This is a genomic window from Aquibium sp. ELW1220 (assembly GCF_030398385.1).
GTDB lineage: Bacteria > Pseudomonadota > Alphaproteobacteria > Rhizobiales > Rhizobiaceae > Aquibium.
Genome location: NZ_JAOAOQ010000004.1, coordinates 181,427 through 207,014, shown reverse-complemented (window position 1 = coordinate 207,014; position 25,588 = coordinate 181,427). Strand labels below are relative to the sequence as shown.

Here is a 25,588-nt window from a genome sequence, read left to right as displayed (position 1 = left end):
AAAGGCAAAGGCCACATGGACGACGACACAAACGACAAGGGCGGCAAGGGCCGACGCGGCGGGGACGCCCCGCGCAAGGCTGCTTCCAAGCCGAGGACCGGTGGGTTCGCCGGCGCACGCAAGCCGGGCGCGGACGGCGCGAAGGCGGGCGAACGTCCGGCACGGCGCTTCGATGGCGACAAGCCGCGCGGCCCGGCCGGCGAAGGCAAGCCCTATCGTTCCAAGGCGCCCGGCGGCGGCGACAAGCCGTACCGGCCGCGCCCGGATGGCGACGCCAAGCCCTACCGCGCGCGCAAGCCGGAAGGTGAGGCCGGTTCGGCCGAGCGGCCGGCGCGCCGGTTCGACCGCGACGAGACGCGGTCGTCGGGCGGAGGGGCGTCGGGCGGAGGGGCGTCGGGCGGGGATCGTCCGCGCAAGCCCTATGTCAAGCGCGCGCCGGCAGGCGACGGGCCCGCTGGCGAGCGCCCGGCGCGGCGTTTCGACGGTGACAAGCCGCGTGGTGCACCCGGCGGGGGCAAGCCCTATCGGCAAGGAGGCCCATCGGCCGGCGGCAAGCCATACCGCCCGCGCCCCGATGGCGATGCCAAGCCCTATCGCGCCCGCAAGCCGGAAGGCGAGGCGGGTTCGGCGGAGCGGCCGGCGCGCCGGTTCGACCGTGACGAGACGCGGTCGGGCGACGAGCGTCCCCGCAAGCCATATGTGAAGCGTGCTCCTGCGGGCGACGGGCCGGCCCGCGAGCGTCCGGCGCGGCGCTTCGACGGCGACAGGCCGCGTGGCCCGGCCGGCGAGAGCAAGCCCTACCGTTCCAAGGCGCCCGGCGGCGGCGACAAGCCGTACCGTCCCCGGCCCGAGGGCGATGCCAAGCCCTATCGTGCCCGCAAGCCGGAGGGCGAGGCGGGTTTCCCGGAGCGGCCGGCCCGGCGCTTCGATGCCGACAAGCCGTTCGGCGACCGCAAGCCGCGCGAGGATCGCGGCGTGGGCGGTCCGCGTCCCGAGCGCAGCGAGCGGCAGTTCCGCACCGACAAGCCGTTCCGTGGCGAGAAGCCCGGCTTCCGGGAGCGTCCGCGCGGCGCGCAGGCGGAGGGGCGCGGCGGCGACCGCTTCCAGCCTGCGACAGAGGAGGCGGCTGCGGTACCCGAGCGCATCGCCAAGCGGCTGGCGCGCGCCGGTGTCTCGTCGCGCCGCGACGCCGAGGCGCTGGTCGCTGATGGCCGGGTGGCCGTGAACGGCAAGGTGCTGGCGAGCCCCGCCTTCAACGTGATCGCCGCCGACCGCATCACCATAGACGGTCAGCCGATCCCCGAGATCGAGCGGACGCGTCTGTTCCTGTTCCACAAGCCCGGCGGGCTGGTGACCACCAACCGCGACCCGGAGGGCCGGCCGACCATCTTCGAGGCGCTGCCCGAGGAACTGCCGCGGCTGATCACGGTCGGCCGTCTCGACATCAATACCGAGGGCCTGCTGCTTCTGACCAATGACGGCGGGCTGGCGCGGCTGCTGGAGCTGCCCGCGACCGGCTGGCTGCGGCGCTACCGCGTGCGGGTGCACGGGCATGTCGACGAGAAGCAGCTCGCCTCGCTGCGCGACGGCGTTGCCGTCGACGGCGTCTTCTACGGCGCCATCGAGGCGACGCTCGACCGCGAGCAGGGCTCCAACGCCTGGCTGACGATCGGACTGCGCGAGGGCAAGAACCGCGAGGTGAAGAACATCCTCGCCTCGCTCGGCCTCGACGTGAACCGGCTCATCCGCATCTCCTACGGACCCTTCCAGCTCGGCGATCTCGCCGAAGGGGCGGTGCAGGAGATCAAGGGCCGCATGCTGCGCGACCAGCTCGGCGAGCGGCTGATAGAGGAGGCGGGCGCCAATTTCGACGCGCCGGTGACCACCCCGTTCACCAACAAGCCGACGGTCGCGCCGAGGCCCGAGCCGTCGGCCGAGCGGAGCGGTCCCCGCTCCGAGCCGGGCGAGGGCGGGCTGATCAAGAACCGCAAGCGCGACCGCGAGGCGCATCGCGAGAACGTGCTCGGCCGGCTGCAGACCACGCGGCCGTCCTTCGGCGGCAAGAAGCGCGAAAACCGCGAGGAGCGCGAGGAGAAGGCCTACACGCCGCCGCGGGCGCGGTCGTCCAACGTCTGGATGGCGCCCGGTGCGCGTCCGCAGGGGAAGAAGGACGATGCCGAGGCCACGGGTGACGCCGCGCCGAAGCGGCCGGCACGCTCCGGGCCGCGCAAGGCCGGCGGCGGTTCGCGTCCCGTTCCGTCGCGCAATGGCCCCGGCAAGGGTCCTGCAAGCGGTGCCGGCCGTGGCCCGCGCAAGCCGCGCCGGGACGACTAGGACCGTTGCACGGATCGGAGACGGATGACGCCATGCGGATCGTCGGGGGAGAGTTTCGCGGGCGCACGCTCGCGACGCCGAAGAGCCAGGCGATCCGCCCGACGACCGACCGCACGCGCGAGGCCGTCTTCAACGTGCTCGGCCATCGTCATGGCGACCGGCTGGAGGGCGCGCGCGTGCTCGACCTGTTCGCGGGCACCGGTGCGCTCGGGCTCGAGGCGATCTCGCGCGGCGCCGCGCATTGCCTGTTCGTCGAGGAGAGCGCCGAGGGGCGGGGCCTCATCCGCACCAATGTCGAGGCCTTCGGCCTGCAGGGCAGGACCAAGATCTTCCGCCGCGACGCGACGTCGCTCGGCAGCGTCGGCACGATCGCCCCGTTCGACCTCGTCTTCGCCGACCCGCCCTACGGCAAGGGCTTCGGCGAGCAGGCACTGGCCTCGGCGCGTGCGGGGGGATGGCTGAAGCCTGGTGCGCTGTGCGTGGTCGAGGAGGCGGCGGCCGCGCCGTTCGGCCGGGTCGACGGCTTCGCGGTCGTCGACGAACGCCACTATGGTGACACGATCATCCGCTTCATCGAGGCGGACTGAGTCTCCGGCTCGGTCGCATCGACCGGGCCTGCGGCTACATGACGGATAATTCATCCGCCGTGCGCTTCACAGGCCAAGCCTGCCGCCCCATGTCTGCGGTATCAACAATCCGAGGTGACTGCGAATGGACGAGAAACGCCACGGAACGCGGGGACGGAGGATCATCCCGGCGCTGCTTATCGCGCTCATGGCGGGCGCCGCTCCTCTCTCCCCGACGGCCATGGCCGCGGAAACCGTGTCGGGCACGCAGCAGCAGTCCAGCGACGTGACGAGCTTCGTGCTCGACAACGGACTGCAGGTGGTGGTGATCCCCGATCGCCGCGCGCCGGTGGTGACCCACATGCTGTGGTACAAGGTTGGAAGCGCCGACGAGGATCCGGGCAAGTCGGGCATCGCGCATTTCTTCGAGCACCTGATGTTCAAGGGCACGGAGAGCCATCCGGCGGGCGAGTTCTCGCGCCGGATCGCCGAGATCGGCGGGCAGGAAAACGCCTTCACGTCCTATGACTACACCGCCTACTTCCAGCAGGTGGCGCCGGATGCGCTGCCCGTCATGATGGCGTTCGAGGCGGACCGGATGACCAACCTCATCCTCACCGACGAGGTGATCGGCCCCGAGCGCGACGTCATCCTGGAAGAGCGCAATTCGCGCGTCGAGAGCGAGCCCCGGTCGCTGCTCGGCGAGGAACTCGACGCCACGCTCTACCAGAACCATCCCTATCGAATTCCGGTGATCGGCTGGATGCACGAGATCGAGAAGCTGAACCGCACCGACGCGATCGATTTCTATCGGCGCTACTACGCTCCCAACAACGCCGTGCTGATCGTCGCCGGCGACGTCGAGGCCGGCGAGGTCCGACGGCTGGCGCAGGAGACCTATGGCAAGGTACCGCGCGGGCCAGACCTGCCGCCGCGCGTCCGCCCGAGCGAGCCGGAGCAGAACACCGCGCGGACCGTGACGCTGTCGGACCCGCGCGTCGCGACGCCGAGCTTCCGCAAGGCCTGGGTGGTTCCCTCCTATACGACGGCCGAGGACGGCGAGGCCGAGGCGCTCGACCTCCTGTCGGAAATCCTCGGCGGCGGGGTGCGCTCGCGCGCCTACGAGGCGCTGGTGGTGGAACAGGGCATCGCCTCGTCGGCGGGGGCCTGGTACCAGTCCGACGCGCTCGACGAGACCTCCTTCCAGATCTATGCCTCGCCGCGCGGCGAGGCGACGCTTCAGGACGTCGAGAAGGCGATGGACGCCGAGATCGCCCGGATCGCCGACGAGGGCGTCACGGAGGCGGAACTCGCGGCCGCCAAGAAGCGCTACGTGCGCAGCCTGATCTTCGCCCGCGACAGCCAGAGCGGCATGGCCCGCATCTACGGCTCGACGCTGACCACCGGCGGCACGATCGAGGACATCGAGAAATGGCCCGACCGCATTGAGGCCGTGACCGCCGAGCAGGTGCGCGACGCCGCGCGCCGGCATCTCGACCAGAGCCGCTCGGTGACGGGCTACCTGCTGCCGGCCGGAGGAGACCGCTCATGAGGTTCGTCGCCCCCACAGCCCTCGCAACGGACATCATCATGAAACCAGTCACTGCCACACTCGTCGCCCTTTCACTCACCGCGGCCGTGATGGTCGGCCCCGTGCAGGCGGCGGTGAAAATCCAGGAGGTCACCAGCGAGAGCGGCGTCACGGCCTGGCTGGTCGAGGACTATACCGTTCCGATCGTGGCCGTGAACTTCGCCTTCGAGGGGGGGAGTACGCAGGACCCTGTCGGCAAGGAGGGCCTCGCCGAACTGATGAGCGGGCTGTTCGACGAGGGCGCGGGCGACATGCCGCGCGCTGCCTTCCAGGAGGCGCTCGACCTGTCGGGCGCCGAGATGTCGTTCAACGTCAGCCCCGACGCCTTCTATGGATCGCTGCGGACGCTGGCGGAGGATCGCGAGGAGGCGTTCCGCCTGCTGCGGCTCGCCGTCAACCAGCCGCGCTTCGACGCCGAGCCGCTGGCGCGCATCCGTGCCCAGATGATTGCCGGGATCGAGGCGCGCGCGAACGATCCGGACCAGGCAGCCTCGATCGCCTGGGCGAATGCGATCTATGGCGACCATCCCTATTCCCGCCGCAGCGAGGGCACGCCCGAGACGCTGGCGACGGTCACGGCGGACGATCTGAAGACGCTGCACGAGAACCTGTTCGCCCGCGAAAACCTGGTCGTCGGCGTGGTCGGGGCGATCGACGCCGAGACGCTCAAGGCGGAACTCGACCGCGTCTTCGGCGCACTGCCCGAAAAGCCCGAACTCCGGGCGGTCGAGCGCGTGGAACCGAAACTCGACCAGGAGATCGCGGTGTCCTTCCCGGTGCCGCAGGCCAGCCTCCGGCTCGCCTTCCCCGGCGTCGAGCGCGACGATCCCCGTTTCTTCGCCGCCTACATGATGAACCATATCCTGGGAGGAGGCACGTTCTCCTCGTGGTTGTTCGACGAGGTGCGCGAGAAGCGTGGCCTGGCCTATGGCGTCGGCTCGTCGCTCGTGAACCGCGACCATTCGTCAGCGCTGATGATCGGCACCTCGACGCGGGCCGACCGGGCGGGAGAGACGCTTGCGGTGATCCGCGACGTCATCGCCCGCATGGCCTCGGAGGGTCCGACAGAGCAGGAACTCGCGGATGCCAAGTCCTACATCGTCGGCAGCTATGCGATCAACAATCTCGACTCCTCGGCGGCGATCGCAGGGACGCTGGTCCAGCTTCAGATGGACGACCTCGGGATCGATTATATCGACCGGCGCGGCGACTTCATCGAAGCGGTGACGCTCGACGAGGTGAAGGCGGCGGCAAGGGACTTGCTGTCGACACAGCCAGCGGTCATGATCGTCGGACCGGATGCATCCTTCGGCGGCCAGTAGGCGATCGAAGGCAAGGGATCACGCCGATGCACGGGCACGTCGCCGCTTCGAACAAGGCCCTGCCCAAGAGCGGGCCGACCTTCGCCATTGCCTTCGGCGGCGGCGGCGCACGGGGGCTGGCCCACATTCACGCCATCGAGGCGCTCGACGAACTGGGCATTCGCCCGGTCGCCATCGCCGGGTCTTCGATCGGCGCCATCATGGGTGCCGGCATGGCCGCGGGCATGACGGGGCGGGAGATCCACCGCTACGCCCATTCCATCCTCAGCCGCCGCGCCGAGGTGGCGGCGCGGATGTGGCGGGCGCGGCCGGGCACGTTCTCGGAGTTCATGGACGGCGGACTGAGGCTGACCCAGTTCAACATCGAGCGGATCCTCGGTGCCTTCCTGCCCGCCGCGATCCCGCAGACCTTCGGAGAGCTCGAGATCCCGCTCAGCGTGACGGCGGTCGACTTCTATCGCCATGAGCAGGTGGTCTTCAGCGAGGGAGACCTGTCGTCGGCGATCGCGGCATCGGCCGCGATCCCGGCGGTGTTTCGTCCGGTGCGGCGTGATGGGCGGATCCTGATCGACGGCGGCATCTGCAATCCGGTTCCGTTCGACCTGATCGAGGGCAAGGCCGACATCACCATCGCCATCGACGTGGTGGGAACGCCCGCGCCGAACAACCGGCGTATCCTCAACTCGCTCGAACTCGTCTTCGGGTCGACCCAGCTGATGATGCAGACGATCATCCAGATGAAGCTCAAGACCTGCCGGCCGACGATCTTCATCCGGCCGCCGGTGTCGCGCTTCCGCGTCCTCGATTTCCTGCGCATGGAGGCGATCATGGCGCAGACGGCGCCGCTCAAGGACGAGCTGAAGCGGTCGATCGAAACAGCGCTTGTCGCGCACGAGGCATTCGAGCCTGCCTGACCGGCGGCCTCGTCACTCCAGCATCGTCGAGGCCTTGCCGGTAGAGAAGGGCGAATGCGAGGCGGGCGGCGGCGCCGGCAGGGGCGGGCCGGGTGGCGCGCGGTCGGCCACGTCGCGGACGATCCGGAAGCACCAGACGAGCGCTGCCGTTCCGAACATGACGGAGCCGAGCGCCCAGCCGCCGATGACGCCGGCCGCACCGTAGAAATGCGCCCCGGCCCAGACGAAGGGGATGGTGCCGAGCGTCGCGCGGCCCCAGTTGAAGATCGTCGAGTAGCCCGGATAGCCGAGATTGTTGAACGCTGCGTTGGCGACGAACAGCGCTCCGTTGAACAGGAAGCTGCCGGCTGCAAAGAGGCAGAAGAACTCGATCAGGTCGCGCGCCTGAGCCGTCGCGCCGAAGAGGTCGGCAATGCCGTGCCTGAATACGGCCAGCAGCGCCCAGGCGGCAATGACGTAGACCAGCGTGACCAGCAGGCTGTCGCGCATCACCGACATCAGGCGGTCGTAGCGGCGTGCGCCGTAGTTCTGGCCGAGGATCGGGCCGACAGCGCCCGACAGCGCGAAGATCGCGCCGAAGGCGACCGGGACGAGCCGGCCGATGATGGCCCAGCCGGCGACCGCATCGTCACCGAAGCGGGCGATCTCGGCGGTCACGTAGGCATTGCCGACCGGCGTGGCGAGCTGCGTGGCGACGGCTGGAAGGCCGATCACGAAGAAGGGTCGGGCGGCGATGCGCAGGCGGGTCCAGTCCGGCCAGGCGACGAGCTTGTGGACCACCATCGCGCCGTGCAGCCCCACCACGACCATCACCAGCCGGGCGAGCACGGTGGCGATCGCGGCACCGTCGAGGCCTAGACCGAGGCCGAAGATCAGGATCGGATCGAGAACGGCGGCGGCAAGCCCGCTTGCCAGGGTCACGTACATGGAACGCCGCGCGTCGCCGGCGCCGCGCATGATTCCGGTCGTGCACATGCCGACCGCCACCAGCGGCGAGGACGGCAGCACGATCTGCATGAAGCGCGTGGCGAGCTCGAGGGTCTGGCCCGTAGCGCCGAGCATCGCCAGCAACGGGTGCAGGAAGGGCCAGACGACCGCCGACAGGACGGCCAGCGTCAGCGCCATGATGACGATCGCGGCGCCGCCCATTGCGGCCGCATCAGGCCGGCTGCCGCGGCCGAGCGCGCGCGAGACGAGCGCCGACGTCGCGATGGTGAAGCCGATCCCGACCGAGACGGTGAAGAACATCAGCGTCGCGGAGAAGCCGATCGCCGCGGCGAGTTCCTTCACGCCCAGCAGCGAGATGTAGAAGAGGTTGAGCGCATCGACGAGGAAGATGGCGATGAGGCCGATCGACCCGGTCGCCGTCATGACGACGACGTGGCGCAGCGTCGAGCCTGAGGTGAACTTGGCTGGCGCCGGTGCGGCTGGACTTGCGGGCTCGGTGGTCACGTCGTCTCTCCGGCATCGACGCGCAACCGCGTCCGTCTTATCCAATAGCGTCCCGTCCGTGAAAGGCGAGTGTCGATCGTCCCGTCCGGACGCGTCAGCCGCGCACCGGCTCGGTCGTATCCGGCATGTCCGGGAGGCGGTCGATGCGCCTGCCTTCATGTTTCGGCCGGATCAGGGGCTCGGGGTTCGACAGCGAGATGCCCGGATCCTTGAGCCCGGCCGCCTGGATCGACAGACGCTCCTCGTCGCGGTGGCGGACGTCGTCGACGATGTCGGCAGCCGTCTCTTCATCCTGGCCGACCGCTTCCAGCGTCCGCCTGCCGAACATCAGACCGGACTCCAGTGTCTCCCGGATCTCGTATTCGACGTCGCGGGCGCGCAGCGTCAGCGTGTGGTCGCGATCGTAGGAGCGCACGAAAAGGCGGACATGCGGGAATTCGCTCTGGATCAGGTCGACGATCCTGTCTGTCTCCTCGCGGCCATGCGTGCAGACGGCGACGATACGGGCCTGCCGGATGCCGGCGGCCTCGAGCACGTCCTTGCGGCGGCCGTCGCCGAAATAGATGCGGAAGCCGAACTTCTCCACGGCGCGCACCCGGTTGGCCGAATGGTCGATGATCGTGACCCGCGCCCCGCCCGAAAGCAGAACCTGCGAAGCGATCTGCCCGAAGCGGGAGAAGCCGATCATCAGGACGTCGGAGCCGGCGCCGTCGAAGTTCTCTTCCAGTGTCTCTTCCTGCTCTGCCGGGATCAGGAAGCGGCCGAGCGACACCGCGAGCGGCGTCGCGACCATCGAGACGGTGATGATGGCGATCAGCAGCGAGGCGAGTTCCGGCGGCAGCAGGAACGCGGCTGTCGCGGCCGAGAAGATGACGAAGCCGAACTCTCCGCCCTGCGGCAGGAGCAGCGCTACCCTGACCGCGTCGGCATGAGCCGAACCGAACATGCGGCAGAGCCCGTAGCAGATCGCCGCCTTGACGAGCATCAGCACCGGCACGGCGACCAGGATGACGAGCCAGTCGGACATGATGATGCCGAGATCCAGCGACAGTCCGACCGCCATGAAGAAGACCGCGAGAAGGATGCCGCGGAAGGGCTCGATGCTGGTCTCGAGCTCGTGCCGGTAGGATGATTCGGCGAGCATCACGCCCGCCACGAAGGCGCCCATCGCCATCGAGAGACCGACCGACTGCATCAGCGTCGCGGCGCCGAGCACGACGAAGAGGGCGGCGGCGATCATCGCCTCGCGCGCGCCGGTGTTGGCGATGATGCGGAACAGCGGGTTGAGCAGGTAGCGTCCGGCGGCGATCAGCGCAGCCACGGCCATGACGGCGATGGCGAAATGTCGGAAGCCGAACTCGTCGCCATCGGCCGTTCCGGGCGCCAGCAGCGGCACGAGCGCCAGCAGCGGGACGATGGCGAGATCCTGGAAGAGCAGGATCGAGAAGGAGGTCTGGCCGTAGCGGTGGTTCGTGTCGCCGCTCTCCTCGAGAAGCTGGAGGGCGAATGCCGTTGAGGAAAGTGCCAGCGTCATGCCGATGATCGTCGCCTGCTCCCAGCCGAACCCGCCCGCATAGCGGACGAGCGCGGTCAGGACGATGCCGGTGACGATCACCTGGGCGGCCCCGAGACCGAAGATGTCGCGGCGCATGGACCACAGGCGGCTCGGCTTCAGTTCCAGGCCGATGACGAACAACAGCAGGACGACGCCGAGTTCGCCGAAGTCGAGCAGGTCGTCGCTGCCGGTGATGAGCGTCGCCACCGGCCCCAGCGCGACGCCCGCGGCGATGTAGCCGAGCACGGTGGCCAGCCCGATCCGTTTGAAGACGGGCGCGGAGACTGCGGCCGCTCCGAGCAGCACCAGGATCTCGGTGAACTGGGCTGCGTGTTCCGTCGCCATTCGCATCTCCTTGCCGGCGCAGCGCCAGACTGTCGGCGTCCACCCATTGCACAGACCCCCCGGGGGCCATAGATGCACCAGCAGACGGACCGGCGCGCCAAGCCGATGCGTCCGGATTCGTCACGGCACCCAACCGGAACTATCGCATGTCCCTGAACACAGACAAACTCACCGATCTCGTCGGCTCGCTGGTGGAAGCGGCCCGGCGCGCCGGCGCGGACGAGGCCGATGCGGTCGCCGTGCGCGGCCGCTCCGCCAGCGTGACGGTGCGTCTCGGCAAGGTCGAGTCCACCGAGGCGTCGGAGGGCGACAGCATCGCGCTGCGCGTGTTCGTCGGCAAGCGGGTGGCGAGCGTTTCGGCGACGGTCGACGCCGATGCCAATGCGCTGGCCGAACGCGCCGTGGCGATGGCGCGGGTCTCGCCCGAGGATCCTTACCAGGGTCTGGCCGACCCCGACCGGCTGGTGAAGGGCGTGCCCGACCTCGACCTGTTCGATGCGACCGAGGTCTCGGCCGATCGGCTGCGCCAGGATGCGCTCGCCGCCGAGGCGGCGGCCATGGAGGTTGCAGGCGTGACGAATTCCAGCGGATCGGGCGCCAGCGCCGGGCTCGGCGGCCTCGTGCTTGCCACCTCCGCCGGTTTCCTCGGCCACTACGTGGGCTCGCGCTTCTCGCGGTCGGTCAGTGTGATCGCGGGCGAGGGGACGGCGATGGAGCGCGACTACGACTTCTCCTCGCGGCTGTTCTTCGACGAACTCGACGCGCCAGAGGCGATCGGCCGGCGCGCCGGCGAGCGGGTGGTGCGGCGCCTCGGTGCCCGCAAGGTGAAGAGCGGTCCGGTGACAGTCGTCTACGATCCGCGCGTGGCGCGCGGCATTGCGGGACACCTCGCGGGCGCCATCAACGGCGCTTCGGTGGCGCGCAAGACGAGCTTCCTGCGCGACCGGATGGGGCAGCCGATCGCGTCGGCGGCGATCACCGTCACCGACGACCCGCGCAAGCCGCGCGGTACCGCGTCGCGGCCATTCGACGGCGAGGGTGTCGCAGGCGAGCCGCTGACCATGGTCGACCGCGGCGTGCTGCAGCACTGGTTCCTGTCGACGTCGACGGCGCGCGAACTCGGTCTCGCCACCAACGGACGCGGCGCGCGTTCCGGGACGTCGGTCAACCCGACATCGACCAATCTCGCCATCGAACCGGGCGATGCCAGCCCGCAGGACCTGATATCGAGCCTGTCCAGCGGATTCTACGTCACGGAGGTGTTCGGCCAGGGCGTCAACATGATAACCGGTGAGTACAGCCGGGGCGCTTCCGGTTTCTGGATCGAGAACGGTGCGCTGGCCTATCCCGTGTCGGAGGTGACGATCGCGTCGAACCTGAAGGACATGTTCATGGCCATGACTCCGGCCAACGACATCGACCGCACGTTCGGTACCGCCGCTCCGACCCTGCTCGTCGAAGGAATGACCCTTGCCGGAAGCTGACGCAGCGCGCGATGCCGCCGATCTCGACCTGATCCTGGCGGCAGCCCGGCAGGCCGGCGACATCGCCATGGGCTATTTCGGCCGCAAGCCCGAGGTCTGGCTGAAGGCGGGGAGTTCGCCGGTCAGCGAGGCGGACTTCGCGGTCGACCGCTTCCTGCGCGAGACGCTGTCGGCGGCGCGGCCGGCCTATGGCTGGCTGTCGGAAGAGACGGCCGACACGCCCGAACGACTCGGCGCCGAGCGCACCTTCGTGGTCGACCCGATCGACGGCACCCGCGCCTTCATCGAAGGGCGCGACACATGGTGCGTGAGCGTGGCCGTGGTGGAACGGGGCACGCCTGTCGCGGGCGTGCTGGTCTGCCCGGCGCTCAAGGAGACCTACTGGGCGCGTTCGACCGGCCCGGCCTTCCTCGACGGCGAGCCGATCAGGGTGCGGCCGCTCGAAGGCCAGCCGCGCGTCGGCGGCCCGAAGACGATCTTCGCCATACTGCCCGACGACCTGCGCGACCGCATTTCGGTGACGGCCTATGTCCCGTCGCTTGCCTACCGGCTGGCGCTGCTGGCGCGCGGCAGTCTCGATGCCGCCCTCGTGAAGCCGGATTCGCATGATTGGGATCTGGCCGCGGCCGATCTCATCCTCCGGCAGGCCGGCGGGCAGGTGGTGGATGAACATGGACGGGCGCTGAGCTACGCGGGCGAACACGTGCGCCACCAGATGCTGGTGGCGGGCAGCGGTGCCCTGCTGGCGGAAATCCTGGAGGCCTTCGCGTCCAGGCGCCTCGCGCCAGTTTCAAATACCGGTGGAATGGTCTAATCAGGCTCGGCTCAACCCCTATTCGCGGACGGGAAAATGACTGAGAACGCCGACGGCAAGCAGCTCTTGCACCTCGTTTTCGGCGGCGAACTGAAGTCGCTCGCCGAAGTTCGCTTCCGCAATCTCGACGAGCTCGACATCGTCGGCATCTTCCCCGACTATCAGTCGGCCCAGCTGGCATGGCGTGCAAAGGCGCAGGCGACGGTCGACAACGCGCATATGCGCTATTTCATCGTGCACCTGCATCGCCTCCTTGATCCGGGGAGCGACAAGCCCGCGCGGATCGGCGAGGGCGGATGACAGACGTGCCTCCGGTGGTGTCCGCCAGCAAGATGGGCGGCCGAAGACGGCCGAGATCGGCCAAGCCCGGCCCTTTCAAGGTATTGTGGCGCCGCATCCGCACACCGCTGGCCGAATCACGGTTCGTCGCCGACATGGTCGCCTTCGCGCTCGCGCAGGCCCTGCGCTTCATCTACCTGACCAACCGCACCGTCGCCGGCTCCGACAGCCTGGACAAGGCCTATGCCAGCCTCGCCCCCGGCATCGCGACGTTCTGGCATGGCCAGCACCTGATGGCGCCGTGCATGAAGCCGCGCTGGCTGAAGATGGCGGCGCTGTTCTCGAAGAGCCGCGACGCCGAACTCAATGCGCGCGTGGCGGAGCGATTCGGCTTCGAGACGGTGCGGGGTTCGGGTGGCCGGACCAACGCCCACAATGCCGACAAGGGCGGCGCGCGGGCCCTGATCATGATGAAGCGTCTGCTCGATACCGGCCGCTCGGTGGCGATGATCGCCGACATTCCGCACGGCACGCCGCGCGATGCGGGGCTCGGCATCGTGATGCTGGCCAAGTTCTCGGGGCGGCCGGTGGTGCCGGTGGCGCTCGCCACCAGCCGGCGCAAGGTGATCGCGTCGAGCTGGGACAAGACGACGATCAACCTGCCCTTCGGGCGCAAGGCCGTCGTGGTGGGCGAGCCGGTCTACGTGCCCGCGGACGCGAACGAGGCCCTGCTGGAAGCGAAGCGTCGCGAGGTGACGGCAAGCCTCGACGCGGCCACCGCGAAGGCCTACGGGCTGGTCGATCGAACCTCATGAGCGAACGCTGGGCACGCGCGATGCTGACGGCGTATCGATTCGCCGGGGCTGCAGCCTATCCGTTCGTCGGCGGCTACATCGCCTGGCGGACGACGCGCGGCAAGGAAGAGCGGTCGCGCCGCCGCGAGCGCTACGGGTTTGCCGTGGTGAAGCGACCGCCCGGGCCGCTGGTCTGGATCCACGCGGCCAGCGTGGGCGAATCTTATGCGGTCATTCCCCTGGTGCGACGGATTTCCGGGTTCGACATCAACGTCGTCTTCACGACCGGGACGGTGACGTCGGCGCAGATCGTCCAGTCGCGCTTCGACGAGCGTGTCCTGCACCAGTACGTGCCGCTCGACCTCAAGCCGACGGTGAGCCGCTTCCTCGATCACTGGAAGCCCGACCTCGCCATCATCGCCGAATCCGAGATCTGGCCGATGACCATCTTGGAACTCGGGGCACGCCGCGTGCCTCAGGTGCTGGTCAACGGGCGCCTGTCCGACCGGTCCTTCGCGGCCTGGACCAAGCGCGCCTTCCTCGCCGAGGCGCTGTTCGAGAACCTGTCGCACGTGGTGGCGCAGTCGGAGACCGATGGCGAGCGTTTTCGCCAGCTCGGCGCGCGGCCCGTCACGGTCTCCGGAAACCTCAAGGTCGACACCGATCCGCCGGCGGCGGACGAGCGGGAACTCAGGCTCTTGCGCTCGCAGATCGGCAAGCGGCCGACCTGGGCGGCGATCTCGACCCATGAGGGCGAGGAAGCGATCGCGATCGAGGTGCACAGGCTGCTCAAGCGGCGCTACCCCGACATCCTGTCGATCATCGTGCCGCGGCACCCGGAGCGCGCCGAGGGGCTGCTCGGCGCCTTCAGCGCGGCGGGGCTGACGGTCGCGCGCCACAGCCTTGGCGAGCCCGTCGATCGGGATGTCGACGTGCTCCTCGGCGACACGATCGGAGACATGGGCCTCTTTCTGCGCGTCACCGAAATCGCTTTCGTCGGCCGCTCGCTGACGGCCGAAGGCGGGCAGAATCCGCTGGAGCCGGCGATCCTGGAAACGGCGATCCTGGCTGGACGGAACGTCCAGAACTTCCGCGATTCCTACGAGAAGCTGATCGAGCGCGGCGGCGCCCGTCTGGTGACCGATCGCGACATGCTGGCCGGCGCGGTGAACTTCCTGCTCGCCAATGAAGGCAAGCGGCGCGAGATGATCGAAGCCGCGCTGGCGACAGTCAACGAGATGCGCGGGGCCTTGCCGGCGACGCTCAAGGCGCTGGAGCCCTACATCAATCCGCTGATCGTGAAAGCCCGGCTCGACGAAGGCACGAGGCGCTGAGCCGATGACGAGCGAGGCGCCGCCGTTCTGGTGGGAGGATCCGGACTGGCGCGCATGGGCGCTCTGGCCGGTCTCGACCGTCTATGGCCTCGTCGCCGCGCGCCGCATGATCAGCGCGCGGCGTGAAAGGCTCGACGTCCCGGTGTTCTGCGTCGGCAACTTCACGGTGGGCGGCGCGGGCAAGACCCCGACGGTCGTGGCGCTTGCCGAACAAGCCAGGCGGATGGGGCTCAGGCCGGGCGTGCTGTCGCGCGGCTACGGCGGCAGTTTCGCGGAGCCGCATCTCGTCGACCTGCATCACGATACCGCACGCCATGTCGGCGACGAGCCGCTGCTGATCGCCCAGCACGCGCCGGTCGCCGTGTCGCCGGACCGGGCCGCCGGCGCCCGCATCCTGATCGGCCTCGGCTGCGATTTCCTGATCATGGACGACGGCTTCCAGAGTGCGCACATCCATTTCGACCAGTCGCTGCTGGTCATCGACGCGCGACGCGGGCTCGGCAACGGCCATGTGGTGCCCGGAGGGCCGATGCGTGCGCCGCTGGTGAGCCAGATCCGCTTCGCTGACGCAGTGCTGGCGGTCGGGAGCGGGGAAGGTGCGGCCGACGCGATCCGCAAGGCGGCGCGAGCCGGCCGCCCGGCCTACCGGGCACGGGTGAAGCCGCGCGATGCGGGCGCGATCGCCGGCCGGCGGCTGATCGCCTTTGCGGGCATCGGCGACCCGACGAAGTTCTTCGCCACGGTCGAGGAAGCGGGTGGATCGATCGCCTCGCGCCGCGTCTTCGGCGACCATCACCCCTTCACGGATGGCGAGATTGCCGAGCTTTCGCGGGAAGCGGACTCGGCCGGTCTGGACCTGGTCACGACCGAAAAGGACGCCATGCGCCTGAGGAGCGGAACGGCAGCGGCGCGCGCGCTGGCCGAGCGCACGCTGACGCTGCCGATCGATCTCGTCTTCGATGAACCCGTGGTGCCGCAACGTCTGATCGAGAGCGCGATCGGCGCGTTCGAGAAGCGGCGGTATGGCGTGGCGAAGGGCCGATAGCGGACGCGTGTGCGGCGTCAGCCGCGCCTGCGCAGGCCGGGATTCGCCTCGAGTTCCCGGGAGAGCGAGACGGCGGCGCTGACATAGGCCTCCTGGCGGGCGACGGACCAGTATTTCAGTTCGTCGAGCGGAATCGTCTCGCCTGTGACGGCGCAACGCACGAATGCGCCCGGGCTGGCGACCTGGAAGTCGCCGTCCAGATAGCGCAGCCGCGCTTCCTTTGCGCCTGGACCTTCGAACCTGTTCATCGCTCTCTCACTCGCCGCGTCCTTAGCGCCACAAAACCTTCGCCCGGTCAAGCGTTTGCCGCCCCGTACCCGGTTCAGCGGCGGCCGAAAAGCCGTTCGATGTCGGAGAGCTTGAGCTCGATATAGGTCGGCCGCCCGTGATTGCACGTCCCGGACCCCGGCGTCGCCTCCATCTGCCGCAGCAGCGCGTTCATCTCGTCCGGCTTCAGCCGCCGCCCCGACCGCACCGAGCCGTGGCAGGCCATGGTCGCGGCGATCGCGTCGAGCCTTTCCCTGAGCCCGTCGGCCGAATCGGTCTCGGCGATCTCGTCGGCCAGGTCGCGGACGAGACCCTGGACGTCGGTCTCGCCCAGCATGGCGGGAGTCTCGCGCACCGCCACCGCGCCCGGGCCGAAACGTTCGAGGCCGAGGCCGAAGCGGGCGAGCGTGCCGGCATGGGACGCCAGCCGCTCGGCGTCCTCCTCGGGCAGGTCGACGATCTCGGGCAGCAGCAGCATCTGGGCAGGCAGGGGGCGGGAGTGGATCGCCTGCTTCAGCGCCTCGTAGACCAGGCGCTCGTGCGCGGCGTGCTGGTCGACGATGACGAGCGAATCCTCGGTCTGGGCGACGATGTAGTTGGCGTGGACCTGCGCGCGCGCGGCGCCAAGCGGATGGCGCAGCGTCTCCGGCGGAGGCTCGGCGGCCGCCCGTGCGTCGGCGCCGGGCCGATGCGCGAATGCCGCCTGCGCGGTCTCGCCGAAGCCGTCGAGCGGCCTGCTCGGCGAGCGTTCGAGGTCGAAGCCGCCCGACGGCCAGCCGCGCCGAGCGGCGTCGTAGGTGCGGTGCGCGCCCGCCGGACCCGCATGCGGCGAAGGCGCGCCGCCCGGCCGGAACGCGGCCATCATGCCGGCCGTGCCCGACGTCGCCGGCCGCATGCCGGCCTCAGCAAGCGCCTGGCGGATCGCGCCGATGATCAGGCCGCGCACCAGACCCGGATCGCGGAAGCGCACGTCGGCCTTGGCCGGATGGACGTTGACGTCGACCAGCCCCGGATCGAGCGTGAGGAACAGGGCGCCGATCGCATGGCGGTCGCGCGGCAGGACGTCGGCATAGGCGGCACGGATGGCGGCGGCGATCTGGCGGTCGCGCACCGGCCGGCCGTTGACGTATGCGAACTGCATCAACGCGTTGGCGCGGGTGAAGGACGGGATCGAGACCTGGCCGCCGAGATGCACGCCCTCGCGCAGCGCGTCGAGCGGCAGCGCGTTCTTCGGAAACTCCTCGCCGAGCACCTTCGCCAGGCGGCGCAACCGGCCATCCTCGTCGCTTGTCTCGGCCGGCAGGTCGAGCCGCGTCCGGTCCGTCCCCGACAGGGTGAACCGAACGGCGGGAAATGCGACGGCAATGCGCTTGACCACGTCGGTAATGGCGGTCGCCTCCGCGCGCTCGCCTTTCATGAACTTCAGCCGGACGGGCGTCGCATAGAAGAGATCGCGAACCTCGACCTGGGTGCCGCGATTGGCGGCGGCGGGGCGCAATGCGGAGACTTTTCCGCCCTCGACTGCGATCTCCATCGCCTCGTCGGCCTCGGCGGTGCGCGAGCGGATGGCGAGCCGCGAGACGGAACCGATCGAGGGCAGGGCCTCGCCGCGGAAGCCGAGCGAGCGGATGTCGTGGATGTCTTCGGACAGCTTGGAGGTGCAGTGGCGCGAGACGGCGAGCGACAGTTCGCCCGGCGCGATGCCGCTGCCGTCGTCGACGACGCGGATCAGGTTCAGGCCGCCGCCCGCGGTGGCGATCTCGATGCGCGTCGCGCCGGCGTCGAGCGCGTTCTCGACGAGTTCCTTCACGACGCTGGCCGGCCGCTCGATGACCTCGCCCGCGGCGATCTGGTTGATCACGGTTTCTGAAAGCTGGCGGATCGGCATCCGGGCCTTCTAGCGGGATTCGGGCGGGGCGACGAGGGCCGAAGCGGAACGCGGCGCAAACAGGCCCGGCAACGGCGCTGCGTGGGCTATCGAAAAGCCTGCCTGGCGCACTAGGCTCGGCACGAGCTTATCGGGAGGTGCGACGATGGCCATGGTCGAGGAGAGCCGGACCAGACGCGAGCGCTCCGGCCGCCAGGCGCGGCGCGCGCAGCGCAGCCATGGCGATCGCGGGCTCGGGCGGCCCTATATCGTCCGCAACATACCGACATACGACATCCTGTCGGAGGAGAACCTCGTCCGCATCGAGGGTGCGGCCGACCGGATTCTCGCCGAGATCGGGATCGAGTTCCGCGACGATCCCGTCGCGCTCGACCATTGGCGCCGCGCGGGCGCGAAGGTGGACGGCGTGCTCGTACGGTTCGAGCCGGGCATGCTGCGCGAGGTGCTGAAAACGGCGCCGGCAAGCTTCACCCAGCATGCGCGCAATCCGGCGAAGTCGGTGGAGATCGGCGGCAAATCGGTCGTCTTCTCGCCAGCCTACGGCTCGCCCTTCGTCATGGACCTCGATCGCGGCCGCCGCTACGGCACGATCGAGGATTTCGAGAACTTCATCAAGCTCGCGCAGGCGTCGCCCTGGCTGCACCATTCGGGCGGGACGATCTGCGAGCCGGTGGACGTGCCGGTCAACAAGCGCCATCTCGACATGGTCTATGCCCATATCCGCTATTCCGACCGGCCCTTCATGGGCTCGGTGACGGCCGAGAGCCGGGCCGAAGAATCCATCGCCATGGCCCGTATCGTCTTCGGCGAGCGTTTCACCGACGAAAACTGCGTCATCCTCGGCAACGTCAACGTCAACTCGCCACTGGTCTGGGACGCGACGATGACGACGGCGCTGCGCGCCTATGCCCGTGCCAACCAGGCCGCGGTCGTCGTGCCGTTCATCCTCGGCGGCGCGATGGGGCCGGTGACCAATGCCGGGGCCATCGCGCAGTCGCTGGCCGAAACCATGGCGGGCTGCGCGCTGACGCAGCTGGAAAGGCCGGGCTGCCCGGTGATCTTCGGCAACTTCCTGTCGTCGATGTCGCTGCGTTCGGGCTCGCCGACCTTCGGGACGCCGGAGCCGGCCATCGGCTCGATGGTGATCGGCCAGCTGGCGCGGCGCCTGAACCTGCCGCTGCGCTGCTCGGGCTCGTTCACCACCTCGAAACTGCCGGACGGACAGGCGATGAACGAGAGCACAATGTCGATGCTGGCGGCGGTGCACTGCGGCGCCAACTTCATCCTGCACTCGGCCGGCTTCCTGGATGGCCTCCTGTCGATGTCCTACGAGAAATTCGTGATGGATGCCGATTTCTGCGGCGCGCTGCACACCTATCTCGACGGCGTGGTGGTCGACGACAACCAGCTGGCGCTCGACGCCTTCCGCGAGGTCGGGCCTGGCAGCCATTTCTTCGGCTGCGCCCACACCATGGCCAATTACGAGACCGCCTTCTGGGATTCCGGGATCGCCGACAACGAGCCGTTCGAAAAGTGGGAGGCGGCCGGTTCGACCGATGCGGCGACGCGCGCCAATGCCAAGTGGAAGCAGATGCTGGCCGACTACGAGGCGCCGCCGCTGGATGAGGGGATCGACGAGGCGCTGCGCGACTTCATCGCACGAAAGAAGGCGCAGGCTCACGACGCGTGGTATTGAAGCCCGACCAGATCCGGAGGGATTGCCATGCCGTTTCGCCATCTCCCGTTCGCCGCAATCGCCACGGTGCTCGCGGTGCCCCCCGCATCCGCTGCTGCGGCGCCCCCGCAGGAGATCGTCCGGCTGTTCTACCAGCGGCCGGGAGCCGAGACCGACCCGGCGCTGCGGTCCCACTTCACCGATCCGGCCCGGACGATCCTCGACGACAACGACAAGCTGAAGGCGGCGGGCGAGGGGGAGTGCCTCGACCCCAATCTCGCGTTCGGCTATGCCGAGCCGACACCGTCGGAGATCGGCGCTGCGGTGAAGCTGGCGGAGGTCGTGCGCGGCGAGCAGGCCACGGTGGTCGCGACGTTCACCGCCGGCGGCAGCAGGCATCGGATGGAGTGGCGGCTGGTCCTTGTCGACGGAGCCTGGAAGGTGGCGGATTTCCTGTCGGCCGACGGCGAACTGGTCCTCAGCCGCTACAATTGCGAATAGCCGCCGCTGGCCGGGATGCCGGAGGTTCGCCGCCCGGACGCGACTGCGCGTTCCGCCCGCCGGGGGCTTCCCTGCAGGCGGCCGACGGGCGACGATGGCCGATGCCCGGAATCGGGCTTCCTCGTATCGATACGGATCGAAGCATGAAAGTACTCGCCACCGCTGCCCTGCTCCTGATGACCTTCGGTTCTGCGCATGCCGGACCCGCGTCCGATGCGGTCGCGATCTTCTACGGCAACCCGGACGCCGCCTTCGACGCGATCGAGCGCGACCGCTTCGTCGATCCCGCCAGGGCGTTGCTCGACGCCAACGACAGGCTCTGGGAAGAGCAGCAGGAGGCCTGCATCGGCTTTTCCTTCGTCATCGACGGGCAGGACTGGGACGATGACGAGATCGCCGGCTCGCTCGAACTGGCGGAAACCGTCCAGGGCGATGGCGCGATCGTCTTGGCGCGGTTTTCCAATTTCGGCGAGACGAGGACACTGGAATGGACTCTGGAGCGCGCTGGCGGAACGTGGCGCGTCGCCGACGTCATGTCGACCGAGGGGAACTGGCGGCTGAGCGAACTCTCGTGCGGCTGACGGACGGAGACGGCACCGGCCGGCGTGGCGAGCGGCCCTTCGAAATGCTAGGATGCGGCAGAGACGTCAGGGCAAGGACCAGGGCAAGGACATGACCCGACTTCTGGAAATAGCCATCGAAGCGGCCCGCCAGCTCGAACCTGCCGAGCAGGACGAACTCGCGCGCACGATCATGGAGATCGTCGGCGGGGCGGATGAGAGCGTCTACGTGCTTTCGGAAGAGGAGCGGGCGGCGGTCGAAGAAGGACTGGCGCAAGCCGAGCGTGGCGAGTTCGCTTCCGACGATGAGGTTGCGGCACTTTTGTCGAATCGCCGCCTGTGAAGATCAGGCTCACGCGCGCGGCCAGCGACGAGATTCAGGACATCTATGGTTACCTCGCAATCCAGTTGCCGTCCGCGCGTGCCGGTTTCGAAGAGAGGTTGCTGCAGGTCCTCCGCGACATTCGCGACTTTCCGGAGACGGGACGTGCGACGGACAAGGCATCTGTTCGCATCCGGAACACGCGCCCCTATCCCTATCTGATCTATTTTCGAACCAGCGCCTCGGAGGTCGTCGTTGTTCGCGTTCTCCACGGCGCCCGCGACCCGAAACTTTGCCCGCCAGACCTCGCTAGCCGGTATCCATGACCCCCACCAACGACCCCCTCCTCCAGCCCTACCAGCTCAAGCATCTCAAGCTGAAGAACCGCGTGATGTCGACCAGCCACGAGCCCGCCTATTCGCAGGACGGCATGCCGAAGGAGCGCTACCGGCTCTATCATGCCGAGAAGGCGAAGGGTGGGATGGCGCTGACGATGACGGCGGGATCGGCTCTTGTCTCGCGCGACAGTCCGGCCGCCTTCGGCAACCTGCAGGCCTACAGGGACGAGATCGTGCCGTGGCTGTCGGAACTTGCGGATGCCTGCCACGAGCACGACTGCAAGGTGATGATCCAGCTCACCCATCTCGGGCGCCGGACGGGGTGGAACAAGGCCGACTGGCTGCCGGTGCTGTCGGCCTCGCCGGTGCGCGAACCGGCGCATCGTGCCTTTCCGAAGGAGGCCGAGGACTGGGACATCGAGCGCATCGTCGCCGACTATGCCGCCGCCGCGCAGCGCTGCCAGGCGGCGGGCCTCGACGGCATCGAGTTCGAGGCCTACGGGCATCTGATGGACGCGTTCTGGTCACCGGCCACCAACCGGCGCGAGGACAGCTATGGCGGTTCGCTCGAAAACAGAATCCGCTTTTCGATGCAGGTTCTTGATGCGGTTCGCCAATCCGTGGGTCCGGACTTCGTCGTCGGCATCCGGATGGTGGCGGACGAGGACTGGGACAAGGGCCTGTCGCGGGACGAGGGCGTCGAGATCGCAAGGCGGATCGCCGCGTCCGGCAAGGTCGATTTCCTCAATATCATCCGCGGCCATATCGAGACCGACGCGGCGCTGACGGACGTGATCCCCATCGCCGGCATGCGTTCGTCGCCGCATCTCGATTTTGCGGGTGAGGTTCGGGCGCAGGCGAAGATCCCGGTCTTCCACGCCGCACGCATCGCCGACGTCGCGACGGCAAGGCATGCCATCGCGACGGGCAAGCTCGACATGGTCGGCATGACCCGCGCCCATATCGCCGACCCGCACATCGTCGCCAAGATCATGGACGGGCTCGAGCACCAGATCCGCCCCTGCGTCGGCGCCACCTATTGCCTCGACCGCATCTACGAGGGCGGCGAGGCGCTGTGCATCCACAATGCTGCGACCGGGCGCGAGGCTTCGATCCCGCATGTGATCGCGCGGGCGGACGGACCGGCGAAACGCGTCATCGTGGTCGGGGCGGGGCCTGCGGGGCTCGAGGCTGCGCGCGTGGCGGCCGAGCGGGGGCATCACGTCACCGTTCTGGAAGCCGCGTCGCAGGCGGGCGGGCAGGTCCGGCTCGCCGCGCTCAACCCGCGACGGAAGGAACTCATCGGCATCGTCGACTGGCGCCTCGCCGAACTCGACCGGCTCGGCGTCGAGATCCGCACCGATGTCTGGGCGGAAACGGGTGACGTGCTGGCGCTCGCTCCGGACGTTGTGGTGGTCGCGACGGGCGGCGTGCCACAACTGCCGGACCTGGAAGAGGGCGGCGACCTCGTCACGTCGAGCTGGGACGTCATTGCGGGTGCGGCCGCGCCAGCCGAGCGCATTCTCGTCTATGACGACAATGGCGGCCATCCCGGCATGACTGCCGCCGAACTGGCAGCCGTGGCCGGTTCATCGGTCGAACTCGTTTCGCCGGAGCGCTTCTTTGCGCCGGAAATGGGCGGCATGAACCACGTGCCCTACATGGCGGCATTCCATCGGCACGGCGTGCAGGTGACCATCAACACCCGGCTCGTCTCGGTCCGCCGCGACGGCAACATGCTGGTGGCCGTTCTGGGATCGGACTTCGAGAAGGGCTGGCGCGCCGAGCGGCGCGTGCAGCAGGTAGTCGTCGAACACGGCACCGCGCCGAACGACGATCTCTATCGCGCGCTGAAGCCTGCCTCGCGCAACCTCGGTGCCGTCGACTACGAGCGGCTCGTCAAGGGCGGAGCGGTGTTTCCGGATCGCAATCCGGACGGCCGCTTCACGCTGTTCCGGATCGGCGATGCAGTCGCGTCGCGCAACATTCATGCGGCGATCTACGATGGCATCCGCATGACGCTCAGAGCCTGATCAGGCCGCGTCCCGGCCCTTCTCCGCGGTGGTTGCAGCGCTCGCGCGCATGGCTGCGGAACCTGCCGACAGCCAGGCGGACATCGCGTCCTCGGGCATCGGAAAGGCGATGCCGAAGCCCTGCACCTCGTCGCAGCCGAGCGAGGCCAGCTCATCCAGCTCGGCGTCGGTTTCGGCACCTTCGGCGATGATGCCGATGCCCAGCCGGTCCGCAAGATCGATCACGGCGCGTACGATGTGCGCGTTCTGATCGTTGTCCTGGATGTTCTGCACGAAGCGGCGGTCGATCTTGATGCGGTCGATCTGGCGCGGATCGACATGGGTCAGCGAGGCGTAGCCGGTACCGAAGTCGTCGAGCTCGAGGTGAATGCCGGCCGAGCGTATCGTGCGCAGGGTTGCCGCGATGCCGGTCTTCTCGTCGTCCAGTATGACGGATTCGACGATCTCGAGCGCGAGTCTTTCTGCCGGCAATCCCGTCTCGGCAAGCGTCCCGAAGAGAAAATTCGCGAAATCCTGCTGCGCCAGCTCGCTGCCCGAGGCATTGAGAGCCAGGCGGCCGAACTGAAGGCCCTGGCGATGCCAGCGGGCCGCGGCGCCGATCGCCTCGCGAAAGATGATGCGGCCGATCGCAGGCATCAGGCCCGACTTCTCCGCGACCGGGAGGAAGACCGAGGGCGGGATGAAATCGCGCCCGGGGGGCTGCCAGCGCACCAGCGCCTCGATGCCGGTCACCGCGCCGTCGCCAAGGGAGACCTGAGGCTGGAAGCGGACCGTGAAGTCGCGCCGCGCGATCGACATGACGAGCTCGCGCTCGATCTCCTTGCGTTCCTCCAGTTCACGCCGCAACTCGCCGGTAAAGAAGGAAAAGGCTCCGCCGCCGGTCTTCTTGGCCGCATAGAGGGCGACGTCCGCATGGTTGAGCAGTTCCGACGGCTCGCGCCCGTCGTCCGGAAAGAAGGCGATGCCGGCGCTGGCGCCGGCATGGATCGTCTGGCCCTCGAACTCGATCGGCTGGTTGATCATGCGCAGGATCCGCTCCGCCGTCGCCGCCACACTGGCGTTGTCGCTGGCCTGCGGGACGATGACCACGAACTCGTCTCCACCGAGGCGGATGCAGACGTTGTCGGAGCGGCCGGAGCGGCGCATGCGCTGCGCCGTCGTCGTCAGCACCTGGTCGCCGGCCGCATGGCCGAGCGTGTCGTTGATCTGCTTGAAGCGATCGAGGTCGAACTGGATGACCGCGAGCCTGCCGCCGCGCGCTGCGGCATCTTCGAGGAAGGTGCCGAAGCGGTAGTTCAGGAACACCCGGTTGTGCAGACCCGTGAGGCCGTCATGGATGGCGTTGTGGGCCATGGCGTTGCGGGCTTCGACCAGTTGGTCAGTGCGCTGACCGATCAGGATGGCCATGGGTCGGAAGATGAACAGGGCCACGAGCACCAGAACGAAGAGGGTGGCTGCAAACAAGGCCCGATGCACGGCAACGAGACCGGACAGACGCTCCCGCGACAAGGCCCAAAGGCGGTCGCGCAGGGCGGAGTATCCATCCATCGTCGCGGTGGCCAGCCGCTCGTCCATTTGCGCCCGCTCCTTGCTTCCGCGATAGACGAGGCGGCTCGTCACGGGCGCGTTCTCGGTCTGGAGCGAGGCGATCAACCGCCAGCTGTTGGCGGCAAGTCCATCGGTGAAGTATTCGAGATGGTATGGCCGCGAATAGAGGACATATTCCACGGTCTCGGGGTTCGACTGCGCCTCCGAGCCGGGGACAGCCCGCGTCTCGACCAGAAGCTCGTTGTAGTTCTGCTCGAATTCCTCGGTGGCCTGCCTGAGTGAGAGGACGAGGGCTGGCTGGCGCTCGGGTGCGGCCCGCTGCGCTGCGTTGGCCAAGAAGACGATTCGCTGCGACAGGGCGCGCTGGATCTCCGCGGTGGAGACCAGGTGTTCCTCACGCTGCTGCGCCCCGATCAGGTGATTGAGGAGGATGAACGATGCGAACAGCATCGAAGCAATGATCACCAGGGCCACCACATAGGCCCTCTGGATCATCTTCACCGGCTTTCGCAGGCCGGCAGCCAAGCCTGATCTGAACATACTGCGCTTGGCCCCCGCCTCGGCGCTTCATTGCGGTTCGACGCTAGCCGCCGACGGTTAACCGGTGGATAGCGAATAATCGATTCG

22 protein-coding genes are annotated in these 25,588 nt (G+C 68.6%); 17 read left to right on the top strand and 5 right to left on the bottom strand.

Annotation, left to right across the window (positions count from 1 at the left end; translation table 11 throughout):
- The first annotated feature begins 15 nt into the window (after window positions 1-15).
- The 5 genes from N1F91_RS05715 (at window position 16) to N1F91_RS05695 (ending at window position 6,727) form a co-directional block, all read left to right on the top strand.
- Window positions 16-2,334, top strand: coding sequence for a pseudouridine synthase (locus tag N1F91_RS05715; protein WP_289990777.1), 2,319 nt, complete (start codon window positions 16-18; stop codon window positions 2,332-2,334).
- A gap of 32 nt (window positions 2,335-2,366) precedes the next feature.
- Complete coding sequence (gene rsmD, locus N1F91_RS05710) at window positions 2,367-2,921, top strand: 16S rRNA (guanine(966)-N(2))-methyltransferase RsmD (protein WP_289990776.1); 555 nt, start codon at window positions 2,367-2,369, stop codon at window positions 2,919-2,921.
- A gap of 220 nt (window positions 2,922-3,141) precedes the next feature.
- The gene (locus N1F91_RS05705; protein WP_289990848.1) at window positions 3,142-4,452 is read left to right on the top strand and encodes a pitrilysin family protein; all 1,311 of its coding nucleotides are present in this window, start codon (window positions 3,142-3,144) and stop codon (window positions 4,450-4,452) included.
- A 38-nt stretch (window positions 4,453-4,490) separates the two neighbouring features.
- On the top strand, window positions 4,491-5,813 hold the full coding sequence (locus N1F91_RS05700; RefSeq protein WP_289990775.1) for a pitrilysin family protein: 1,323 nt from the start codon (window positions 4,491-4,493) through the stop codon (window positions 5,811-5,813).
- A 26-nt stretch (window positions 5,814-5,839) separates the two neighbouring features.
- Window positions 5,840-6,727 carry a patatin-like phospholipase family protein gene (locus N1F91_RS05695; RefSeq protein ID WP_289990774.1) on the top strand — a complete coding sequence of 296 codons (888 nt, stop codon included), beginning with the start codon at window positions 5,840-5,842 and terminating at the stop codon, window positions 6,725-6,727.
- A gap of 12 nt (window positions 6,728-6,739) precedes the next feature.
- On the opposite strand, the gene N1F91_RS05690 is transcribed toward N1F91_RS05695, so the two are convergent.
- Both N1F91_RS05690 and N1F91_RS05685 read right to left on the bottom strand, forming a co-directional pair.
- On the bottom strand, window positions 6,740-8,179 hold the full coding sequence (locus N1F91_RS05690) for an MATE family efflux transporter (RefSeq protein ID WP_289990773.1): 1,440 nt from the start codon (window positions 8,177-8,179) through the stop codon (window positions 6,740-6,742).
- 94 nt (window positions 8,180-8,273) lie between these two features.
- A complete protein-coding gene (locus tag N1F91_RS05685) occupies window positions 8,274-10,079 on the bottom strand; it encodes a monovalent cation:proton antiporter-2 (CPA2) family protein (protein ID WP_289990772.1) in 1,806 nt (601 codons plus the stop codon).
- A 146-nt stretch (window positions 10,080-10,225) separates the two neighbouring features.
- On the opposite strand from N1F91_RS05685, the gene N1F91_RS05680 reads away from it, so the two are divergent.
- From N1F91_RS05680 to lpxK, 6 genes are read left to right on the top strand one after another with little or no spacing between them, the layout of a single operon-like run.
- Window positions 10,226-11,563 (top strand): TldD/PmbA family protein, encoded by a 1,338-nt coding sequence (locus N1F91_RS05680; protein ID WP_289990771.1) that lies wholly within the window; start codon window positions 10,226-10,228, stop codon window positions 11,561-11,563.
- On the top strand, window positions 11,550-12,377 hold the full coding sequence (locus tag N1F91_RS05675; RefSeq protein ID WP_289990770.1) for a 3'(2'),5'-bisphosphate nucleotidase CysQ: 828 nt from the start codon (window positions 11,550-11,552) through the stop codon (window positions 12,375-12,377). Before N1F91_RS05680 ends, N1F91_RS05675 begins: the two co-directional genes overlap by 14 nt.
- A 36-nt stretch (window positions 12,378-12,413) precedes the next feature.
- On the top strand, window positions 12,414-12,677 hold the full coding sequence (locus N1F91_RS05670; protein ID WP_289990769.1) for a DUF4170 domain-containing protein: 264 nt from the start codon (window positions 12,414-12,416) through the stop codon (window positions 12,675-12,677).
- A gap of 32 nt (window positions 12,678-12,709) precedes the next feature.
- On the top strand, window positions 12,710-13,471 hold the full coding sequence (locus N1F91_RS05665; protein ID WP_289990847.1) for a lysophospholipid acyltransferase family protein: 762 nt from the start codon (window positions 12,710-12,712) through the stop codon (window positions 13,469-13,471).
- Window positions 13,468-14,784 (top strand): lipid IV(A) 3-deoxy-D-manno-octulosonic acid transferase, encoded by a 1,317-nt coding sequence (waaA, locus tag N1F91_RS05660; protein WP_289990768.1) that lies wholly within the window; start codon window positions 13,468-13,470, stop codon window positions 14,782-14,784. Before N1F91_RS05665 ends, waaA begins: the two co-directional genes overlap by 4 nt.
- Window positions 14,785-14,788: 4 nt before the next feature.
- The gene (lpxK, locus tag N1F91_RS05655; protein ID WP_289990767.1) at window positions 14,789-15,829 is read left to right on the top strand and encodes a tetraacyldisaccharide 4'-kinase; all 1,041 of its coding nucleotides are present in this window, start codon (window positions 14,789-14,791) and stop codon (window positions 15,827-15,829) included.
- Window positions 15,830-15,846: 17 nt separating this feature from the next.
- Here the strand turns inward: lpxK and N1F91_RS05650 are convergent, their stop codons facing one another.
- Complete coding sequence (locus N1F91_RS05650) at window positions 15,847-16,077, bottom strand: DUF2093 domain-containing protein (protein ID WP_289990766.1); 231 nt, start codon at window positions 16,075-16,077, stop codon at window positions 15,847-15,849.
- Window positions 16,078-16,151: 74 nt separating this feature from the next.
- On the bottom strand, window positions 16,152-17,984 hold the full coding sequence (gene mutL / locus N1F91_RS05645) for a DNA mismatch repair endonuclease MutL (protein WP_289990765.1): 1,833 nt from the start codon (window positions 17,982-17,984) through the stop codon (window positions 16,152-16,154).
- A 145-nt stretch (window positions 17,985-18,129) separates the two neighbouring features.
- Between mutL and N1F91_RS05640 the strand changes: the two genes are divergently transcribed.
- The 6 genes from N1F91_RS05640 to N1F91_RS05615 all read left to right on the top strand — a co-directional run bounded on the left by N1F91_RS05640 (window position 18,130) and on the right by N1F91_RS05615 (window position 23,413).
- Window positions 18,130-19,680, top strand: coding sequence for a trimethylamine methyltransferase family protein (locus N1F91_RS05640; protein ID WP_289990764.1), 1,551 nt, complete (start codon window positions 18,130-18,132; stop codon window positions 19,678-19,680).
- Between the two features lie 27 nt (window positions 19,681-19,707).
- Entirely contained in the window at window positions 19,708-20,160 is a 453-nt protein-coding gene (locus N1F91_RS05635; protein WP_289990763.1) for a hypothetical protein, read from the top strand.
- A 143-nt stretch (window positions 20,161-20,303) separates the two neighbouring features.
- Window positions 20,304-20,741 (top strand): hypothetical protein, encoded by a 438-nt coding sequence (locus tag N1F91_RS05630; protein WP_289990762.1) that lies wholly within the window; start codon window positions 20,304-20,306, stop codon window positions 20,739-20,741.
- Between the two features lie 52 nt (window positions 20,742-20,793).
- Window positions 20,794-21,063, top strand: coding sequence for a hypothetical protein (locus N1F91_RS05625; protein ID WP_289990761.1), 270 nt, complete (start codon window positions 20,794-20,796; stop codon window positions 21,061-21,063).
- Window positions 21,060-21,368, top strand: coding sequence for a type II toxin-antitoxin system RelE/ParE family toxin (locus N1F91_RS05620; protein ID WP_289990760.1), 309 nt, complete (start codon window positions 21,060-21,062; stop codon window positions 21,366-21,368). The genes N1F91_RS05625 and N1F91_RS05620 overlap by 4 nt, the downstream gene beginning before the upstream one ends.
- The gene (locus N1F91_RS05615) at window positions 21,365-23,413 is read left to right on the top strand and encodes an NADH:flavin oxidoreductase (RefSeq protein WP_289990759.1); all 2,049 of its coding nucleotides are present in this window, start codon (window positions 21,365-21,367) and stop codon (window positions 23,411-23,413) included. Before N1F91_RS05620 ends, N1F91_RS05615 begins: the two co-directional genes overlap by 4 nt.
- Here N1F91_RS05615 and N1F91_RS05610 read toward each other — a convergent pair whose 3' ends face one another.
- Window positions 23,414-25,456, bottom strand: a complete 2,043-nt coding sequence (locus tag N1F91_RS05610; protein WP_289990846.1) for an EAL domain-containing protein — start codon at window positions 25,454-25,456, stop codon at window positions 23,414-23,416. It abuts the gene before it with no gap.
- Between the last annotated feature and the right edge of the window lie 132 nt (window positions 25,457-25,588).

Coding starts and splice junctions, on each gene's coding strand:
- N1F91_RS05715 (WP_289990777.1), top strand. CDS start 16: ATGGACGACGACACAAACGACAAGGGCGGCAAGGGCCGACGCGGCGGG.
- rsmD (WP_289990776.1), top strand. CDS start 2,367: ATGCGGATCGTCGGGGGAGAGTTTCGCGGGCGCACGCTCGCGACGCCG.
- N1F91_RS05705 (WP_289990848.1), top strand. CDS start 3,142: ATGGCCGCGGAAACCGTGTCGGGCACGCAGCAGCAGTCCAGCGACGTG.
- N1F91_RS05700 (WP_289990775.1), top strand. CDS start 4,491: ATGAAACCAGTCACTGCCACACTCGTCGCCCTTTCACTCACCGCGGCC.
- N1F91_RS05695 (WP_289990774.1), top strand. CDS start 5,840: ATGCACGGGCACGTCGCCGCTTCGAACAAGGCCCTGCCCAAGAGCGGG.
- N1F91_RS05685 (WP_289990772.1), bottom strand. CDS start 10,079: ATGGCGACGGAACACGCAGCCCAGTTCACCGAGATCCTGGTGCTGCTC.
- N1F91_RS05680 (WP_289990771.1), top strand. CDS start 10,226: ATGTCCCTGAACACAGACAAACTCACCGATCTCGTCGGCTCGCTGGTG.
- N1F91_RS05670 (WP_289990769.1), top strand. CDS start 12,414: ATGACTGAGAACGCCGACGGCAAGCAGCTCTTGCACCTCGTTTTCGGC.
- N1F91_RS05665 (WP_289990847.1), top strand. CDS start 12,710: ATGGGCGGCCGAAGACGGCCGAGATCGGCCAAGCCCGGCCCTTTCAAG.
- waaA (WP_289990768.1), top strand. CDS start 13,468: ATGAGCGAACGCTGGGCACGCGCGATGCTGACGGCGTATCGATTCGCC.
- lpxK (WP_289990767.1), top strand. CDS start 14,789: ATGACGAGCGAGGCGCCGCCGTTCTGGTGGGAGGATCCGGACTGGCGC.
- N1F91_RS05650 (WP_289990766.1), bottom strand. CDS start 16,077: ATGAACAGGTTCGAAGGTCCAGGCGCAAAGGAAGCGCGGCTGCGCTAT.
- mutL (WP_289990765.1), bottom strand. CDS start 17,984: ATGCCGATCCGCCAGCTTTCAGAAACCGTGATCAACCAGATCGCCGCG.
- N1F91_RS05640 (WP_289990764.1), top strand. CDS start 18,130: ATGGCCATGGTCGAGGAGAGCCGGACCAGACGCGAGCGCTCCGGCCGC.
- N1F91_RS05635 (WP_289990763.1), top strand. CDS start 19,708: ATGCCGTTTCGCCATCTCCCGTTCGCCGCAATCGCCACGGTGCTCGCG.
- N1F91_RS05630 (WP_289990762.1), top strand. CDS start 20,304: ATGAAAGTACTCGCCACCGCTGCCCTGCTCCTGATGACCTTCGGTTCT.
- N1F91_RS05625 (WP_289990761.1), top strand. CDS start 20,794: ATGCGGCAGAGACGTCAGGGCAAGGACCAGGGCAAGGACATGACCCGA.
- N1F91_RS05615 (WP_289990759.1), top strand. CDS start 21,365: ATGACCCCCACCAACGACCCCCTCCTCCAGCCCTACCAGCTCAAGCAT.
- N1F91_RS05610 (WP_289990846.1), bottom strand. CDS start 25,456: ATGATCCAGAGGGCCTATGTGGTGGCCCTGGTGATCATTGCTTCGATG.